Genomic DNA, 15007 nt, shown 5'->3' with positions numbered 1-15007 from the left:
GCCGTGGGCGGCGCACGCCCGCGCCGTCGGCTGAGGCCGCGCGTCCAGGACCGCCGGGCTGCCAGGCACCTCACCGCTGGCGCGACTCCCGGGCCGGCGGCGCACCCGATCCGGCCGGGCTGCCTACGATGGCAGCGTGCGACGGAGAGCGGGCCACGCCTACCGAGCGGCGCTGGCCGCGCTGACGGCCGTCGCGCTCGCCGGGGCGTGCTCCTCGCCCTCGCGTCCCGCTGCGCCACCGCGGACCGCTGCCGCCTCCTCGGCCCAGCAGAACGCCGCGGCGCCGACGGTCGAGCGCGAGGACGCCCTGGCGGCGCTGCTCACCCGCCGGGCCGCCGCCGTCCGGGCCCACGACCGGGCCGCGTTCGCCGCGACCCTCGACAGCACCACCTCCGGGTTCGGGCTGCGCCAGCTCGCCCAGTACGACGCCCTCGTACGACTGCCCCTGGGGACCTTCACCTACGGCACCCCGGAACCGGCGCCTGCGCTCGGCCCCGACCGGGTGGCCCAGCTCGGACCCGACGCCTGGGTGGCCCGGGTGGCGGGGCGCTACGGCTTCGCGGGCTACGACACCTCAACACGGGAGTTCGAGTCGTACTTCACCGCCGTACGGCGCGGCAGCCGGTGGAAGCTCGCCGACGACACCGATGGCGGCACCCAGGTGCAGCTGTGGGACCTGCCCCGGCTGACGGTGCTGCGCAGCGGGACCACCCTGGTGGTCGGCTCGGGGCCGGCGAACAGGTTGCGTCCGTACCTCGGCCTCGGCGACCTGGCGGTCTCACGCGTCCGGTCGGTCTGGTCGTCGGGCTGGAACGCCCGGCTGGTGCTGGTCGTCCCCGCCACCGCGGCGCAGATGGCCGAGCAGGTCGGCCAGGACGCGCGGCAGGTGTCACAGGTCGCGGCGGTGACGGACGGCCCGATCGCCACCACCGGACGGGCCGGCGCGGACCGGGTGGTGGTCAACCCCGGCGCCTTCGCGACGCTGGAGGTCAAGGGCAGGCAGGTCGTCGTCACCCACGAGGCGACGCACGTGGCGGTCAGGGCGACGACCGACCGCCCGGTGCCGCTGTGGCTCTCCGAGGGCCTGGCCGACTACGTGGGCTACCGCGACATCGGGGCCACGCGTCAGCAGGTGGCAGCCGCGCTGCTCGACCGGGTGCGGGCAGGCGCCGGCCCGAAGGCCCTGCCGGGACCGGCCGACTTCGACCCGGGCCGTTCGACCATCGCCCCCAGCTACAACGCCGCCTGGCTCGCGGTGTGCCGGATCGTGGACCGCCGGGGCGAGGCGGGGCTCGTGAAGTACTACCGGGCGGTGGCGACCACCCCGCGCGGCACCCACTCCGCCGGTGACCCCGACGCCAACGCGAGGGCGGCGTTCCCCGCCGTCCTCGGCACGACGGAGGCTGCCTTCACCCGCGACTGGGTCGCCTACCTGCGGCGACTGGCCGGCTCCTGACCCACGTGGCCTGCTGTACACGCGGCAGGCGCGGACCGGGCCAGCCGGCCGGTCAGCCCGGTGAGGGCACGCGCCCACCCTCCGGGGTGGGTGCTTCTTCGTGGGCGCGTGTCTGCGGTTCTCCGCCGACCACGCGGTCGAGCTGCGGAGCGGCGGCCAGGGAGAGGACGACGAGGGCGCCGACGAGCCAGAACTGGTTGTAGAACGCCTGCTTGTTGACCAGGTTGGCGACGAGCAGCACCAGCGCCAGCCAGCGCAGCAGGGCGTCGAGCGGCGGCTGCCGTCGCCAGACCGTCGCCGCCACCGCGGCGAGCGTGCCCAGCACGACGACGCCGGTGACGTAGAAGGGCAGGGTCACGCCGAAGGTGTTGAGCGCCAACAGGTAGAGCGTGTTGGCGAACTTGATGGGGTGGAACGACAGCAGCAGTGTGATGGTGTCGTGGACGAAGTCCGCGGGGCTGGCGAGGAACCACGGCGCGATCAGGACCCCTGTGAGGGCGCCGGTGGCGACGGTCCGGCGCCACCCGAAGGGGCGCCAGAGGAGCAGCACGGGCAGCAGCAGAGCCAGGTGCTGCTTGCTGGCACAGGCCAAGGCGAGGGGGACCACGGCCCACCACGCGTGTCCACGGCGGACCAGTACGGCCCACCCCACGAGGCCCGCGAACAGGAGCGGCTCGGTCCAGGCCTGGTCGAGCTGGGTGAGGGTGCCCGGCGCGAACAGCAGCAGCGCCGCGACGGCCGCTGCCGTCCAGACCGGAGGCAGCGCACCCGCCGTCGGAGCGACCACGGGGGTGGCGACCGGCCCCGGAGAGATCGCACCTGGGAAAGCCGGACTCGGCGAGGCTGTCCCCCGCGAGGCCGCACCCGCCGAGACCGCGCCCGGCACGTGCAGCGTGAGGAAGAAGACCCCGGCCACCGCCAGCAGCGTCCAGGCCGTGAGCGCCCAGCGCACGTCCCCGGCGAGCCAGCGGCCGGGAGCGAGCAGGGCCGCTGTCCACGGCAGGTAGGTGAAGGCGTCCTGGATGCCGGGGGAGCCGGTCCAGCGCATGGCGTAGAAGTTCTCGCCTCGGGCCAGGGCGTCGCTCGCCTGCTGCAGGGTGACCCAGACGTCGATGCGAGGCCGCGGGGACGAGAGCACCGCGGTGGCGGCGGCCACGACGTACGCGAGGACCGCGGTGCCCCCTGCCGCGCGGGCACTGCGTCGCGAGGTCGTCCCCGGGGAACCGAGCAGCGCGGCCACGGCGAGGGGGCCCACGACGAGCGCGCTGGTCGCGACGGCGAGCCCGGTGGGGGAGAGGTAGCTGAAGAGGGGGACGAGGAGGGTGGCCAGGGCCGACCCCGCAAGCATCAGCACGACCGCCGGACGGGTCAGCTCGACGCGCCAGCCACGCCACTGCCACAGGGCCAGCGCGACGGTCGCCACCGTGAGGGTGGCCACGATCGGGACGCGGTAGCGCACGACGCTCCACTGCAGGACGGTGAAGAACACCAGCCACGCCACCGCGAACACGGTGGCGTGGCTGGGTCGTGAGGTCGGCGCGCCGGTGGGCATGCCTAGACCGTAGAGGTCACTCCCGGCCGCCGGAGTAGAGGGCCTCCACCTGGTCGTGGAAGTCCTTCATGACGATGTTGCGCTTGAGCTTCAGGCTGGGCGTGAGGTAGCCGTTCTCCTCGGTGAAGTCACCCTCGAGCACCGCGAACTTGCGGATCGACTCGGCCTTGGACACCGACTTGTTGGCGTCGTCGACGGCGTCCTGCAGGGCCTTGAGGACCGTCTCGTCGGTGCGGGCCTGCTCGAAGCTGACCCCGGCGATGCCGTTGTTCTTGGCCCAGGCGGGGTACATCTCCTCGTCGAGGGTGAGCAGCGCGGCGATGAACGGCTTCTGGTCGCCCACGACGATGCACTGGGAGACCAGGGGGTGCGCGCGGAGCCGGTCCTCGAGGGCTGCGGGAGCGACGTTCTTGCCGCCGGCGGTCACCAGGAGCTCCTTCTTGCGCCCGGTGATGCGCAGGTAGCCGTCCTCGTCGAGCTCGCCGAGGTCGCCGGTGTGGAACCAGCCGTCCTCGATCGCGCCCGCGGTCGCGTCGGCGTTGTTGTGGTAGCTCGCGAAGACGTTGTTGCCGCGGATGAGGATCTCGCCGTCGTCGGCGATGCGGATGCCGACGCCCGGGAGCGGGGCCCCGACGGTGCCGATCTTGACGCGGTCGGGGACGTTGACCGTGGCGGGCGCCGTGGTCTCGGTGAGGCCGTAGCCCTCGAGGACGGTGACGCCGATGCCGCGGAAGAAGTGGCCCAGGCGGGTGCCGAGCGGCGCGCCGCCGGACACGGCATACATGACCCGGCCACCCATGGCGGCTCGCAGCTTGGAGTAGACCAGCTTGTCGAACACCTTGTGCCGCAGCGACAACCCGAAGCCGGCGCCACCGGTGTCCTGCGCGGTCGACCAGGCGATGGCCGTGTCGGCAGCGGTCGTGAAGATCTTGCCGCGGCCCTCGGCGGTGGCCTTGGCCTCGGCCGAGTTGTAGATCTTCTCGAACACCCGCGGCACGGACAGGATGAACGTGGGCTTGAACTCGCCGAAGTCCTCGAGGAGGTTCTTGATGTCGGCGGTGTGGCCCATCTTCGCCTCGCCGGCGACGCAGAGGACCTGGATGAACCGGGCGAAGACGTGCGCGAGCGGCAGGAACAGCAGCGTCGAGGCGTCGTCGGCCTTGACCACGTCCTTGAGCTTGGTGATGGCGTTGTCGGCCAGCGCCATGAAGTTGTCGTGGGTGAGCTGCACGCCCTTGGGGCGCCCGGTGGTGCCCGAGGTGTAGATGATCGTCGCGATGCTGCCGCGGTCGACACCGGCCGTGGCCTCGGCCAGCTGCTCGTCGCTCACCCCGGCGCCGGACGCCTCGAGCTCCTCCATGGCCCCCGCGTCGACCTGCCACACGTGCTGCAGCCCGGGCAGCTGGTCGCGGACCTCGTCGAGCGTCGCCTGGTGGGAGGGGGTCTCGAGCATGATGCCGCAGGCCCCGGAGTCGGTGAGGATCCACGCCACCTGCTCCGCCGACGAGGTCTCGTAGATCGGCACGGTGACCGCACCCGCGGTCCAGATGGCGAAGTCGGTGAGGGTCCACTCGTAGCGGGTCTTGCACATGATGGCGACACGGTCACCGGGGGCGATGCCTGCCGCGACGAGCCCCTTGGCCACTGCCCGGACGTCGTCGTTGAACTGTGCCGCCGTGACGTCGACCCAGCCGCCGCCCTCCTTGCGGGAGAACGCGATGAACGAGGGGTTGGTGGCGGCGTTGCGCGCCGGCAGGTCGGCGAGACTGCCCTTCGTCGTGGGCTCGACGAGTGGGGGCGCGACGTGTTCCTGCACGGAGACTCCTTTGACGGCGGCACTGCCTCGGACCTCCAGCCTACCCACCGGTAGCACGCCTGCGGGCGACAGGCACGTCGGGCGGGGGTGACGTGCGGAACACTGGTGCCCGTGAGGTCCCGACGCATCGACATCGTCGACGAGACCTTCGTCGACGCCGCCCCCGCCCTCGTGCGCCGCCAGCTCGACGACTTCGCGTGGGCCGACCAGGTGTGGCCGCACCTCCACCGGCAGGTGGTCCGCGACCGCGGGTTGAAGGGGCTGCGCTGGCGGGTCACCGGGCAGGTCGTCGGCGAGATGGAGGTGTGGATCGAGCCGTGGTGGGACGGCGCGGTCGTGCACCACTACGTGCGGGGCACCAGGGGTGATGGAGCACCTCGCGACGTGGCCCTGCGCCACACCCTGCGGTGGAAGCGTGCGGTCCACGGACTGAAGGACCGGCTCGAAGGGAAGTCGTTGTAGCCTTCGGCGCATGGCCGACCGCACGGAGTCCAGCATCGACATCGCCGCGACCCCCGGCGAGGTCCTCGACGTCATCGCGGACTTCGACAGCTACCCGGAGTGGGCCACCGAGGTCAAGAAGGTCAGCGTGCTCACCGAGGAGGGCGACGGCTGGGCAGACCAGGTGCAGTTCACCCTCGACGCCGGCGCGATCAAGGACACCTACGTCCTGGACTACCAGTGGGACGTGCACCAGGACGGGACCGGCGTGGTCTCGTGGTCGCTCGTGGAGGCGACCGTCCTCAAGGCGATGAACGGCTCCTACACGCTGGCCGCGCGAGGCGCCGACGGGACCACCGTCACCTACCGGCTCGCCGTCGACGTGAAGATCCCCATGCTCGGCATGCTCAAGCGCAAGGCCGAGAAGGTCATCATCGACACCGCGCTCAAGGAGCTCAAGAAGCGCGTCGAGGGCTGAGCCGGCACCGGCCGGTCACCGCACCCATGCGCGTCATCCTCTTCACCGGCAAGGGTGGGGTCGGCAAGACCACCACCGCCGCGGCCACCGCGGTGCGGGCTGCCCGCGAGGGCGTCAAGACCCTCGTGATGTCCACCGACGCCGCCCACTCCCTCGGCGACACCCTCGGGGTCGCGCTCGGGGGGTCGTCCGCCGGGAGCCCCGTCGAGGTCGAGCCCGGGCTGTCCGCGTTGCAGGTGAGCCCACCCCACCTGCTGGGGGAGTCCTGGCGCGTGGTGCAGGACTACCTGCTGTCGCTGCTCGACACCCTCGGCATCGACCCCGTCGTGGCCGAGGAGCTCACCCGGCTCCCGGGCGCCGAGGAGGTCGCGGCGCTGCTCGAGCTCCGGGCGCAGGTGGAGTCCGGCCCGTGGGACCTCGTCGTCGTCGACTGCGCCCCGACCGCCGAGACCCTGCGCCTCCTCGCCCTCCCCGAAGCCCTCGCCTGGCACCTCGACCGGCTCCTGCCGGCCCAGCGCGGCCTGATCCGGACCCTGCGGCCGGCAGCCGCTGCGGCTGCCGGGATGCCCCTGCCCGCGCCCGAGGTCGTCGAGGCGGTCACCGGCTGGCAGCGGCAGATGCGCCGCGTGCAGCGCATCCTCACCGGCGACGAGACCTCGGTGCGCCTGGTGCTGACCCCCGAGCGGGTCGTCATCGCCGAGTCGCGGCGCACCTGGACGTCGCTGTCGTTGTACGGGTTCGTCGTCGACGCCGTCGTGGTCAACAGGCTCTTCCCAGACGCGACGGCGCAGCCGCCGACGGCGGGTGCCGGGCCTTTGGCAGCGACGGAGCCCGACGCGTGGCGCGCGTCCTGGAACGCGGCCCAGCGCACGGGGCTGGTCGAGGTGCGCGAGTCCTTCGCCGGCCTCCCGGTCGTCCTCACGCCGTACCTCGCCGCCGAGCCGATCGGCGCCGACGCGCTCGCGACGTTGGCCCAGGCGCAGGCAGGGGACGAGGGGACCGACCTGCTCGCCCCGGTCGCCCACCGCGGTATGCGGGTGGAGCGCACGCCAGAGGGCTTCACGCTCACGCTTCCCCTGCCGCTGGCGCACGCCAAGGACCTCGGGCTGCAGCGCCGAGACGAGGAGCTGCTCGTCGCCGTCGGTGAGCACCGTCGTGTGCTCACGCTCCCGGCGGCTCTGCAACGATGCGTGGTCGACGGGGCCTCCGTGCGCGACGGGATGCTGCGGGTCCGCTTCGTCCCCGACGAGGAGGTGTGGCCGCGTGGCTGACGACACTGGCCGTCCCGGACCGCCGCCGGTGGGTTCCGTGGCGGAGGAGGCCGCGCGGCTGCTCGACGCCCTCGGGGGCTGGGCCAGCACCCACGGGTATGCCGCGCCCGACGACGCTCGTGACCCGGGCGCCGCCACGGACGAGACCACCGCCGACGGGACCAGCGCGACCAGCGGGGCGGACGGTGCTGACCACGGGTCCGGCCACGCGTCGGGCCACGGCTCGGCTCAGGCCTCGGGACAGTGCCCCCACTGTGGGGCCGCCAACGGCGCCGGTACGGCGCTGACCTGCCAGTGGTGCCCGGTCTGCCAGGGCCTGGGGCTGCTGCGGTCCGTGCGCCCCGAGACCGTCGACCGCCTGGCCGACCTCGCGGCGACCCTGACGGTCGCGCTGCGCGACATCGCGACGCACGGACGGCAGGGCAACGCGGCGGGGACCGGCGCCGGCGCGGGCACAGCGCGGGGTGGGACGGAGCGTGCCACCGGAGCCGCGACGGGCAACCGCGCCGGCCGGGTGCAGGACATCACCATCGAGGACGAGGACCAAGGGAGCGCAACGGTATGACGGTCACGATCGGCGTGGACATCGGCGGCACCAAGATCGCTGCCGGTGTCGTCTCGGCGACGGGAGAGATCCTCGCCCGCAGCCGCCGGGACACCCCCGCGCAGGACCCTGACCAGATCGCCCACGACGTCGCCGACGTCGTCCGCGAGCTCGCCGCACCGCGCAGCGACGTCGTGGCGGTCGGTGTCGCCTGCGCCGGGTTCATCGACCGCACCGGCTCGACCGTCCTGTTCGCCCCCAACCTGGCGTGGCGCGACGAGCCGCTGAAGATGCGCCTCGAGGCCCTCGTCGACCAGCCGGTCACCATCGAGAACGACGCCAACGCCGCCGCCTGGGGCGAGTTCCGCCACGGCGCCGCGTACGAGGCCGACGACATGGTGCTGGTCACCGTCGGCACCGGCATCGGGGGCGGTGTCGTCGTCGACTCGAGGTTGCTGCGCGGGGCCTACGGCATCGGCGGCGAGCTCGGCCACATGCGCGTGGTGCCCGACGGCATCCGGTGCGGCTGCGGCAACCGCGGCTGCTGGGAGGTCTACGCCTCCGGCAACGCCCTGGTCCGCGAGGCCCGTGAGCTCGTGGCGTCGGGCTCCCCGCTCGGCGCTGCGCTGTCCGACGCCTGCGGCGGTGACCCGGCAGCCCTGCGCGGCCACGACGTCACGGCCGTCGCCCAGGCCGGTGACCCTGCCGCGACCGAGCTGCTCGCCGACCTCGGCCGCTGGCTCGGGGAGGGCGCGGCCTCGGTGGCGGCGATCCTGGACCCGGAGCTCATCGTCATCGGCGGCGGCGTGGTCGCGGCCGGTGACCTCCTCCTCGGCTCGGCGCGGGCTGCGTACGGTCGCCAGCTCACTGGCCGGGGGCACCGGCCGGTGGCCGAGATCGTGCCGGCTGCGCTCGGCAACGACGCGGGCCTCATCGGCGCCGCGGCCCTTGCGGCAGAAGGGATCGGATCATGAGTGAGCGGCTCGCGGTCGGCATCGACATCGGCGGCACCAAGGTGGCGGGGGGCCTCGTCGCGCAGAACGGCACGGTCGTCGCCCGGGCCCGGCGCGACACCCCCCACCGCTCCAAGAGTCCCGGGGTGGTGGAGGACACGATCGTCGAGGTGGTGAGCGAGCTGCTCGACCTCGCCGAGGACCCGGTGGTCGCCGTGGGCATCGGCGCAGCGGGCTTCGTCGCGGCGGACCGGGCCACGGTCGTCTTCGCCCCGCACCTGTCGTGGCGCGGCGAGCCGCTCGAGGCCAACCTCCAGCGCCGCGTACCGGTCCCGATCTCGGTCGACAACGACGCCAACGCCGCCGCGTGGGCGGAGTGGCGCTTCGGGGCCGCGCAGGGCGAGACGCACCTCATGATGATCACGCTGGGCACCGGCATCGGCGGTGCGCTGCTGTTCGACGGGCAGGTGGTCCGGGGCAGGTACGGCATCGCCGGCGAGTTCGGCCACATGCAGGTGGTGCCGGGCGGCCAGCGCTGCGAGTGCGGCAACCGCGGGTGCTGGGAGCAGTACGCCTCCGGCAACGCCCTGGTCCGCGAGGCGCGCTCGCTCATGACCGCCAACAGCCCGGTGGCCTCCGACCTGCTCGACCGCGTCGAGGGCGACCCGATGGCGCTCACCGGTCCGCTGATCACCCAGGCAGCGCGGGAGGGCGACCCGACCGCGACCGAGCTGCTCGGCGAGATCGGCCAGTGGCTGGGCATCGGCATCGCCAACCTCGCGGCGGCGTTCGACCCGGGCACGTTCGTCATCGGGGGCGGCGTGAGCGCCGCGGGCGACCTGCTGCTCGCCCCCGCCCGGGCCACGTTCCGCCGGCACCTCACCGGACGCGGGTACCGGCCGGAGGCCCAGATCGTCGCCGCCCAGCTGGGCAACGACGCCGGCCTCATCGGCGCCGCGGACCTGGCCCGTCGCGACACATGAGCACGGTGCGGGTGGCGTCCTACAACCTCAAGGACCTCACCCTCGACCGGCACGCCGCGAGCCGCGTCGTGCGGGCCATCGACCCGGACGTGCTGTGCCTGCAGGAGGTGCCGCGGCGGCTGTTCGCCTCCTGGCGCGTGTCCGCCTTCGCGGCCGAGTGCGGGATGTACTGGTCGGGTCGGCACCGGGGGAGCGGCGGCACCACGGTGTTCACCTCCCTGCGCGTCGACGTGCGCGAGTCCCACCACCACCGGCTGCGGGTCGCCGCCCTCAAGCGCACCCGCGGGTATGCCGTCATCGCCGTCGCCCCGGCAGGTCACCCGCCGCTGGTGGTCGCCTCGGTGCACCTGAGCCTCGACGCGGCCGAGCGCGAGCGGCACGCCGGCCAGATCCTTCGGGCCGTCTCCGGCGGCGGGCCCGTCCTGCTGGCGGGCGACCTCAACGAGGGGGAGACCGGACGGGCCTGGCAGCGGTTCGCCGAGCCCCTGCGGCTCGTGTCGCCGACCGCGCCGACCTACCCGGCCCCGTCGCCGCGCAGGCTGCTCGACGTCGTGTTCGCCTCGCCCGGCCTCACGGTTTTGCCGCACCGGGACGTCGCCCTGGACGAGATGGACGTCGTGGCGGCCAGCGACCACCGGCCGGTCTGGGTCGACCTCGACCTCGGGCCGGTCAGCGCCCGGGGCTAGACCCTCGCGCCGTTGTCGGGGCCGTCCTCGTCGCGGTCACCCGGCTGGCGCAGCACGAGCAGGACGAAGCCGCCCACCGTCAGGCCGAGCGCGCCGAGGGTCCACCAGTCGCTCACGTCGGGCCGGAACATCACGAGCCACAGGAGCAGCACCGGACCGGCGACGAGGCCGACGATGATGCCCCAGAACTGGTGGTCCTCCTGGGGCGGCAGCGGGGCCGTCGGGAAGGGCTCGAAGTGCTCGTCGTCCTCGGAGTCGGCGAGCTCGGCCGGCTCGGCGTGCTCGGCACCGCCCTCGCGGTCCTGCGGGGTCGGCTCGGGGTGCTGCTCGGCGCCGCGCCACACGACGAACGGGCGCGTCGGCGGCGGGTTGACGCCCTGGCCGGAGTCCGACGGCTCGGGGTCGAGCGGGGGGTTGACGCCGCGGTGCTCCGGCTTGTCCGGCAGCGACTGGACATCGTCCCAGTGCGCGACGATGTCCGCGAACTGCGCGTCCACGTCCTTGTCGCCCATGGGCTCTTCCTTCCCGGGGGAGCGGACTAGCTCAGCCGCTCGATGAACTCCACCGACTCCCCAAAGATACGTGGCGCGTCATGGTCGAGGGTAGCCACGTGGTAGCTGTCGTGCAGCACCTTCTCGGTGACGTCGGTGCTCGAGATCCGCGAGAGCAGCAGCGCCGAGCTCGAGGCGGGCACCACGTGGTCGTCGGTGGAGTGCCACAGCAGCACCGGCTGGGTGACCTCGGGCAGGTCGCGGACCACCGTGGTCCACAGCTTGGTCTGCGACCACAGGGCCTTGAGGGGGATCCGGTCGTAGCAGACCTCGTCCTGGCCGGGCTTCTTGATGTCGTTGCCGATGCCGGGCAGGGAGGGCAGCACGGCCTGGAGGGCGGGCAGGGCCCGCAGGCGCGCGTCCTCGACCTTGTAGGCCGGGTTGACGAGCATCAGCCCGCGGACGCGCGGGCCGTGCTCCTCGGCCAGCCGGGTCACGAGCGCGCCGCCCATCGACAGCCCGCCGACGAAGACCCGGTCGCACTTCTCGTCGAGCTCACGGAACGCGGCGTCCACGGCGGCGTACCAGTCCTGCCACCGGGTGCGGTTCATCTCCTGCCACGTCGTCCCGTGGCCGGGCAGCCGCGGGACGCGGACGGTGTAGCCGGCCGCGGCGAGGTGCTGTCCCCACGGCGTCATGCTGCGCGGGCTGCCGGTGAACCCGTGGGCGAGGACCACCCCGGTGGCGCCCTTGCCGGACCCCTCCCGGGGGCCGTCGTGGGAGTAGGGTTCGGCGCCGGGACGGACGGACACGGGGGCTCCTGGGGGCGGCAGGCGGCGGTGGGCCGGGGGCGGCGCGGGACGACCCGGCGAGGCGCCGAGTCGGGTTGGCGCGCATCCTCGCATGCAGGGTTGCGGGCGTCGAGAGTGCCGTAGAGTGCACCGCGTCACATGGAGGTGAACGGTTGTTCTACTGGGTTCTCAAGACGGTCGTGCTCGGCCCGATCCTCAAGCTGCTGTTCCGTCCGTGGGTCGAGGGCGAGGAGAACATCCCCGAGGACGGGGCGGCCATCTTCGCCAGCAACCACCTGTCGTTCTCCGACTCGATCTTCCTTCCGCTGGTGGTCCCTCGCCGGATGACGTTCCTGGCGAAGTCGGACTACTTCACCGGCCGTGGCATCAAGGGCCGGCTCACCGCCGCCTTCTTCCGCGGTGTCGGCCAGCTGCCCGTCGACCGCTCCGGCGGCCGCGCAGGTGAGGCGGCCCTGCGCTCCGGCCTGCGGGTGCTGCGCCGCGGCGAGCTGCTCGGCATCTACCCCGAGGGCACCCGCAGCCCCGACGGCCGCCTCTACCGGGGCCGCACCGGTGTCGCCCGGATGGCCCTCGAGGGCGGCGTCAAGGTGCTCCCCGTCGCCATGATCGGCACCGACAAGGCCCAGCCGAGCGGCAAGAAGATCCCGCGGCTGATGCGCATCGGGATCAAGATCGGTGCACCGTTGGACTTCTCGCGCTACGAGGGCATGGAGGACGACCGGTTCGTCCTGCGCTCGATCACCGACGAGATCATGTACGAGCTCATGCTCCTGTCGGGCCAGGAGTACGTCGACATGTACGCCACCTCGATGAAGGACCGCATCCTCGCCGCCGCCAAGACCAAGGCGCGGGAGATCCAGGAGGCGGCCCTGCCCGGGTCGGCGGCCAAGGAGCTCGAGGAGGCGCTCGACGCCCACGACGACGAGGCCATCCGCAAGGCCCGCCGCCGCGTGGACGACGCCGCCGCGGACATCGACGAGAACACCGAGCGCGGTGGCGGCCCCGAGGCCGAGGGTGACGAGGACGCGGCCGGCGGACGCCGCCGTCGCCGCGCCAGCTGAGCGATGACCGGGGGCCGCAGCCGCGCGCTGGCGCGGGCCGTCTCCGTGCCGGACGGACAGCCTGAGGTCGTCTCCGCGTTCTGGAAGGGCATCGACGTCTTCCGCCCGATCGCGCTGGGGTATGCGGCGTACTCGCTGTGGGACCGACCCCACGACCTCGTCAGGCCGGCCCTGGCGTGGGTGGTCCTGGCGGTGCTCGGCCTGTGGACCGTGTTCCTCGTGTTCTACCGGCGGCGCCGGCTGTGGCTGGTGGTGGCGGAGCTCGGGCTCGCCTCGGTGGCGATCCTGGCCACCCGGCTGGTCGACTCCGCCGAGGCGATCGAGGCCGGGTCCCGGACCCTGCCGACGTTCTGGCCCGCCGCCGGCGTCGTGTCTGCGGCGGTCCTGCTCGGCCGTCGGGGCGGCATACCGGCCGCGGTGCTGATCGGCGTGGTCGACCTCGTCGAGGTGGGCGCGGCGACGCCCAACACGGTCAACAACATCGTGCTGCTCCTGCTCATCGGCGCCCTCATCGGCTACGCCTGCGACCTCGCCCGTGAGGGCCATGCCAGGCTGCGCGAGGCCCTGGTGCTGGAAGCCAGGGTCCGGGAGCGCGAGCGGCTGGCGCGCACCGTCCACGACGGCGTGCTGCAGACGCTGGCCTTCATCAACCGCCGTGGCGCACAGCTGGGTGGTGAGGCGATGCAGCTCGGCAGCATGGCCGCCGACCAGGAGCGGCTGCTGCGGGCCCTCGTCAGCGGCACGACGCCGGACGAGTCGGCATCCGCCGTGCACGGCGACCTCGACCTGCGCCAGCAGCTCGCCCGCTACGCCGAGGGCCGTGTGCACCTCGTGGCCCCCGCCGACCCCGTCCTGGTGCCACCGCGTGTCGCGGGCGAGCTGGTCGCCGCGGTGGGTGCGGCACTGGACAATGTGCGCCAGCACGCCGGCGACGACGCCGAGGCCTGGGTGCTGGTCGAGGACGAGGGGGAGGCCGTGGCACTGACGGTGCGCGACAACGGCGTGGGTATGCAGTCCTGGCGCCTCGACGAGGCGGCGGCCGCCGGGCGGCTCGGTGCCTCCTCGAGCATCCGTGGCCGGCTTCGCGACCTCGGGGGAGAAGCGGTGTACTCGGGCCGGCAGGGCTCGGGGACGACGGTGACGATGCGGGCGCCCAAGTCGGGCGCCCCGGGGGCAGGGGTGGCATGAGCGAGCAGGCCAAGCAGCACGGACAGCACGACGCCGGGCCGGGGCCGACGCCCCCGCTCACGGTCGTGGTCGCCGACGACCACCCGCTGTGGCGGGACGCCGTGGCGCGCGACCTCGCGGAGGCGGGCATGACGGTGCTCGCCACGGCCGACGACGGGCCCTCGGCAGTCAACCGGACCAAGGCGACGCGACCGCAGGTCCTGGTCCTCGACCTCAACCTGCCGGGCCTGCGCGGCCACGAGGTCTGTGCGGCCCTCGGTTCGTTGCAGACGCGGGTGCTCGTGCTGTCGGCGTCGGGGGAGCAGCAGGACGTCCTCGAGGCGGTCAAGGCAGGCGCCACCGGCTACCTCGTGAAGTCGGCGTCGCGGGAGCAGATCGTCGCGGCGGTCGAGGCGACCGCGCGCGGTGAGGCGGTCTTCACCCCGGGCCTCGCCGGGCTGGTGCTGGGGGAGTTCCGCAAGATGTCGACGCAGCCGCAGACCGACCCCTCGCGGCCGATTCCCGAGCTGACCGAGCGCGAGACCGAGGTGCTCAAGCTCGTGGCGACCGGCATGTCCTACAAGGAGATCGCGGCTGAGCTGTTCATCTCGCACCGCACCGTGCAGAACCACGTGCAGAACACCCTCGGCAAGCTGCAGCTGCACAACCGCATCGCGCTCGTCCGGTTCGCCATCGCCAAGGGCCTGGACACCCCCACGGCCTGACGGGTGCGGCCTGACCGGTGCGGCCTGACCGGTGCGGCCTGACCGGTGCGGCCTGACCGGTGCGGCCTGACCGGTGCGGGCGGAGTCAGGCGCGGGGACTGACGATGAACAACGGCGTGGTGCGCCACGTCTCGCCGTCCGCGGACAGGACGACCGTCGACAGCTCGAGGGCCACCGGTCGCCCCAGCGTCTCGGCCACGCGCTGCTGCAGGGCAGGCTCGCTGGTGTCCCGGTCCAACCCGTCGAGCATCTGCGGGGGGTCCCCGGTCGACCACGCCTCCAGGTCCCAGTAGTCCCAGAAACCCTCGCCGGCACCGTCGTCGACGAGCAGGCCGGGCGTCCACTGCAGGACGCCGACGGTTCCGGCCGGGGCCGTGTCGGCGTCGAACGCCGCGTCTGGGTCCGAGAGGGCGCCCCTGACGGCGACCGCCGAGGGCCAGTCGTCGACGGGCTCGGCGGACCGTGGTCGGTTCGGCAGCTGCTTCGGGTCGTTGCCACCCGTCAGCGTCGTGCGGATCCGGCCGAGCATGCCCATGGTTCCCCCTGTGTCCCCGGCGTCCTGGTGCCACGA

The 15007-nt window shown here is 73.4% G+C and carries 16 protein-coding genes; 11 read left to right on the top strand and 5 right to left on the bottom strand.

Features of this window, described 5'->3' with window-relative positions:
• Positions 1 to 136 precede the first annotated feature (136 nt).
• On the top strand, positions 137 to 1456 hold the full coding sequence (locus tag AB4Z02_RS16605) for a hypothetical protein (protein ID WP_056883949.1): 1320 nt from the start codon (positions 137 to 139) through the stop codon (positions 1454 to 1456).
• 52 nt (positions 1457 to 1508) lie between these two features.
• On the opposite strand, the gene AB4Z02_RS16600 is transcribed toward AB4Z02_RS16605, so the two are convergent.
• Both AB4Z02_RS16600 and AB4Z02_RS16595 read right to left on the bottom strand, forming a co-directional pair.
• Positions 1509 to 3008, bottom strand: a complete 1500-nt coding sequence (locus AB4Z02_RS16600) for a hypothetical protein (protein WP_441972336.1) — start codon at positions 3006 to 3008, stop codon at positions 1509 to 1511.
• A gap of 16 nt (positions 3009 to 3024) precedes the next feature.
• Positions 3025 to 4824: an AMP-dependent synthetase/ligase gene (locus AB4Z02_RS16595; RefSeq protein WP_056883951.1), complete on the bottom strand. Its 1800-nt coding sequence runs from the start codon at positions 4822 to 4824 to the stop codon at positions 3025 to 3027.
• Positions 4825 to 4935: 111 nt separating this feature from the next.
• Here AB4Z02_RS16595 and AB4Z02_RS16590 point away from each other — a divergent pair, with 111 nt between their 5' ends.
• Genes AB4Z02_RS16590 through AB4Z02_RS16560 form a run of 7 tightly spaced genes read left to right on the top strand, consistent with a single transcriptional unit; the run spans position 4936 to position 10180 of the window.
• Complete coding sequence (locus AB4Z02_RS16590) at positions 4936 to 5286, top strand: hypothetical protein (protein ID WP_056883952.1); 351 nt, start codon at positions 4936 to 4938, stop codon at positions 5284 to 5286.
• A gap of 10 nt (positions 5287 to 5296) precedes the next feature.
• The gene (locus AB4Z02_RS16585; protein WP_056883953.1) at positions 5297 to 5743 is read left to right on the top strand and encodes an SRPBCC family protein; all 447 of its coding nucleotides are present in this window, start codon (positions 5297 to 5299) and stop codon (positions 5741 to 5743) included.
• 26 nt (positions 5744 to 5769) lie between these two features.
• Positions 5770 to 7014 carry an ArsA family ATPase gene (locus AB4Z02_RS16580; RefSeq protein WP_441972334.1) on the top strand — a complete coding sequence of 415 codons (1245 nt, stop codon included), beginning with the start codon at positions 5770 to 5772 and terminating at the stop codon, positions 7012 to 7014.
• The gene (locus tag AB4Z02_RS16575; RefSeq protein WP_056883955.1) at positions 7007 to 7579 is read left to right on the top strand and encodes a hypothetical protein; all 573 of its coding nucleotides are present in this window, start codon (positions 7007 to 7009) and stop codon (positions 7577 to 7579) included. The genes AB4Z02_RS16580 and AB4Z02_RS16575 overlap by 8 nt, the downstream gene beginning before the upstream one ends.
• Positions 7576 to 8532: an ROK family glucokinase gene (locus tag AB4Z02_RS16570; protein ID WP_056883956.1), complete on the top strand. Its 957-nt coding sequence runs from the start codon at positions 7576 to 7578 to the stop codon at positions 8530 to 8532. Before AB4Z02_RS16575 ends, AB4Z02_RS16570 begins: the two co-directional genes overlap by 4 nt.
• Positions 8529 to 9494 carry an ROK family glucokinase gene (locus tag AB4Z02_RS16565; RefSeq protein WP_056883957.1) on the top strand — a complete coding sequence of 322 codons (966 nt, stop codon included), beginning with the start codon at positions 8529 to 8531 and terminating at the stop codon, positions 9492 to 9494. The genes AB4Z02_RS16570 and AB4Z02_RS16565 overlap by 4 nt, the downstream gene beginning before the upstream one ends.
• Positions 9491 to 10180 carry an endonuclease/exonuclease/phosphatase family protein gene (locus tag AB4Z02_RS16560; RefSeq protein WP_056883958.1) on the top strand — a complete coding sequence of 230 codons (690 nt, stop codon included), beginning with the start codon at positions 9491 to 9493 and terminating at the stop codon, positions 10178 to 10180. The genes AB4Z02_RS16565 and AB4Z02_RS16560 overlap by 4 nt, the downstream gene beginning before the upstream one ends.
• Here AB4Z02_RS16560 and AB4Z02_RS16555 read toward each other — a convergent pair.
• Entirely contained in the window at positions 10177 to 10692 is a 516-nt protein-coding gene (locus AB4Z02_RS16555) for a hypothetical protein (RefSeq protein WP_441972331.1), read from the bottom strand. The two genes, AB4Z02_RS16560 and AB4Z02_RS16555, sit on opposite strands and share 4 nt — an antisense overlap.
• A 26-nt stretch (positions 10693 to 10718) precedes the next feature.
• On the bottom strand, positions 10719 to 11483 hold the full coding sequence (locus AB4Z02_RS16550; protein WP_441972329.1) for an alpha/beta hydrolase: 765 nt from the start codon (positions 11481 to 11483) through the stop codon (positions 10719 to 10721).
• Positions 11484 to 11635: 152 nt separating this feature from the next.
• Between AB4Z02_RS16550 and AB4Z02_RS16545 the strand changes: the two genes are divergently transcribed.
• Genes AB4Z02_RS16545 through AB4Z02_RS16535 form a run of 3 tightly spaced genes read left to right on the top strand, consistent with a single transcriptional unit; the run spans position 11636 to position 14436 of the window.
• On the top strand, positions 11636 to 12544 hold the full coding sequence (locus tag AB4Z02_RS16545; RefSeq protein WP_082590567.1) for a 1-acyl-sn-glycerol-3-phosphate acyltransferase: 909 nt from the start codon (positions 11636 to 11638) through the stop codon (positions 12542 to 12544).
• Between the two features lie 3 nt (positions 12545 to 12547).
• Positions 12548 to 13732, top strand: a complete 1185-nt coding sequence (gene macS, locus AB4Z02_RS16540; RefSeq protein ID WP_441972326.1) for a MacS family sensor histidine kinase — start codon at positions 12548 to 12550, stop codon at positions 13730 to 13732.
• Positions 13729 to 14436, top strand: coding sequence for a response regulator (locus AB4Z02_RS16535; protein WP_441972324.1), 708 nt, complete (start codon positions 13729 to 13731; stop codon positions 14434 to 14436). The genes macS and AB4Z02_RS16535 overlap by 4 nt, the downstream gene beginning before the upstream one ends.
• Positions 14437 to 14521: 85 nt before the next feature.
• Here AB4Z02_RS16535 and AB4Z02_RS16530 read toward each other — a convergent pair whose 3' ends face one another.
• Positions 14522 to 14971 carry a hypothetical protein gene (locus tag AB4Z02_RS16530; RefSeq protein WP_441972322.1) on the bottom strand — a complete coding sequence of 150 codons (450 nt, stop codon included), beginning with the start codon at positions 14969 to 14971 and terminating at the stop codon, positions 14522 to 14524.
• Between the last annotated feature and the right edge of the window lie 36 nt (positions 14972 to 15007).

The organism is Pedococcus sp. 2YAF34 (assembly GCF_052114585.1).
Classification (GTDB): domain Bacteria; phylum Actinomycetota; class Actinomycetes; order Actinomycetales; family Dermatophilaceae; genus Pedococcus.
This window is presented reverse-complemented; position numbering and strand designations above follow the sequence as displayed.

What these genes read in the sequence shown, in the direction of transcription:
- AB4Z02_RS16600 (WP_441972336.1), bottom strand. Translation starts at nt 3,008, where the DNA reads ATGCCCACCGGCGCGCCGACCTCACGACCCAGCCACGCCACCGTGTTC.
- AB4Z02_RS16585 (WP_056883953.1), top strand. Translation starts at nt 5,297, where the DNA reads ATGGCCGACCGCACGGAGTCCAGCATCGACATCGCCGCGACCCCCGGC.
- AB4Z02_RS16580 (WP_441972334.1), top strand. Translation starts at nt 5,770, where the DNA reads ATGCGCGTCATCCTCTTCACCGGCAAGGGTGGGGTCGGCAAGACCACC.
- AB4Z02_RS16570 (WP_056883956.1), top strand. Translation starts at nt 7,576, where the DNA reads ATGACGGTCACGATCGGCGTGGACATCGGCGGCACCAAGATCGCTGCC.
- AB4Z02_RS16565 (WP_056883957.1), top strand. Translation starts at nt 8,529, where the DNA reads ATGAGTGAGCGGCTCGCGGTCGGCATCGACATCGGCGGCACCAAGGTG.
- AB4Z02_RS16560 (WP_056883958.1), top strand. Translation starts at nt 9,491, where the DNA reads ATGAGCACGGTGCGGGTGGCGTCCTACAACCTCAAGGACCTCACCCTC.
- AB4Z02_RS16555 (WP_441972331.1), bottom strand. Translation starts at nt 10,692, where the DNA reads ATGGGCGACAAGGACGTGGACGCGCAGTTCGCGGACATCGTCGCGCAC.
- macS (WP_441972326.1), top strand. Translation starts at nt 12,548, where the DNA reads ATGACCGGGGGCCGCAGCCGCGCGCTGGCGCGGGCCGTCTCCGTGCCG.
- AB4Z02_RS16535 (WP_441972324.1), top strand. Translation starts at nt 13,729, where the DNA reads ATGAGCGAGCAGGCCAAGCAGCACGGACAGCACGACGCCGGGCCGGGG.
- AB4Z02_RS16530 (WP_441972322.1), bottom strand. Translation starts at nt 14,971, where the DNA reads ATGGGCATGCTCGGCCGGATCCGCACGACGCTGACGGGTGGCAACGAC.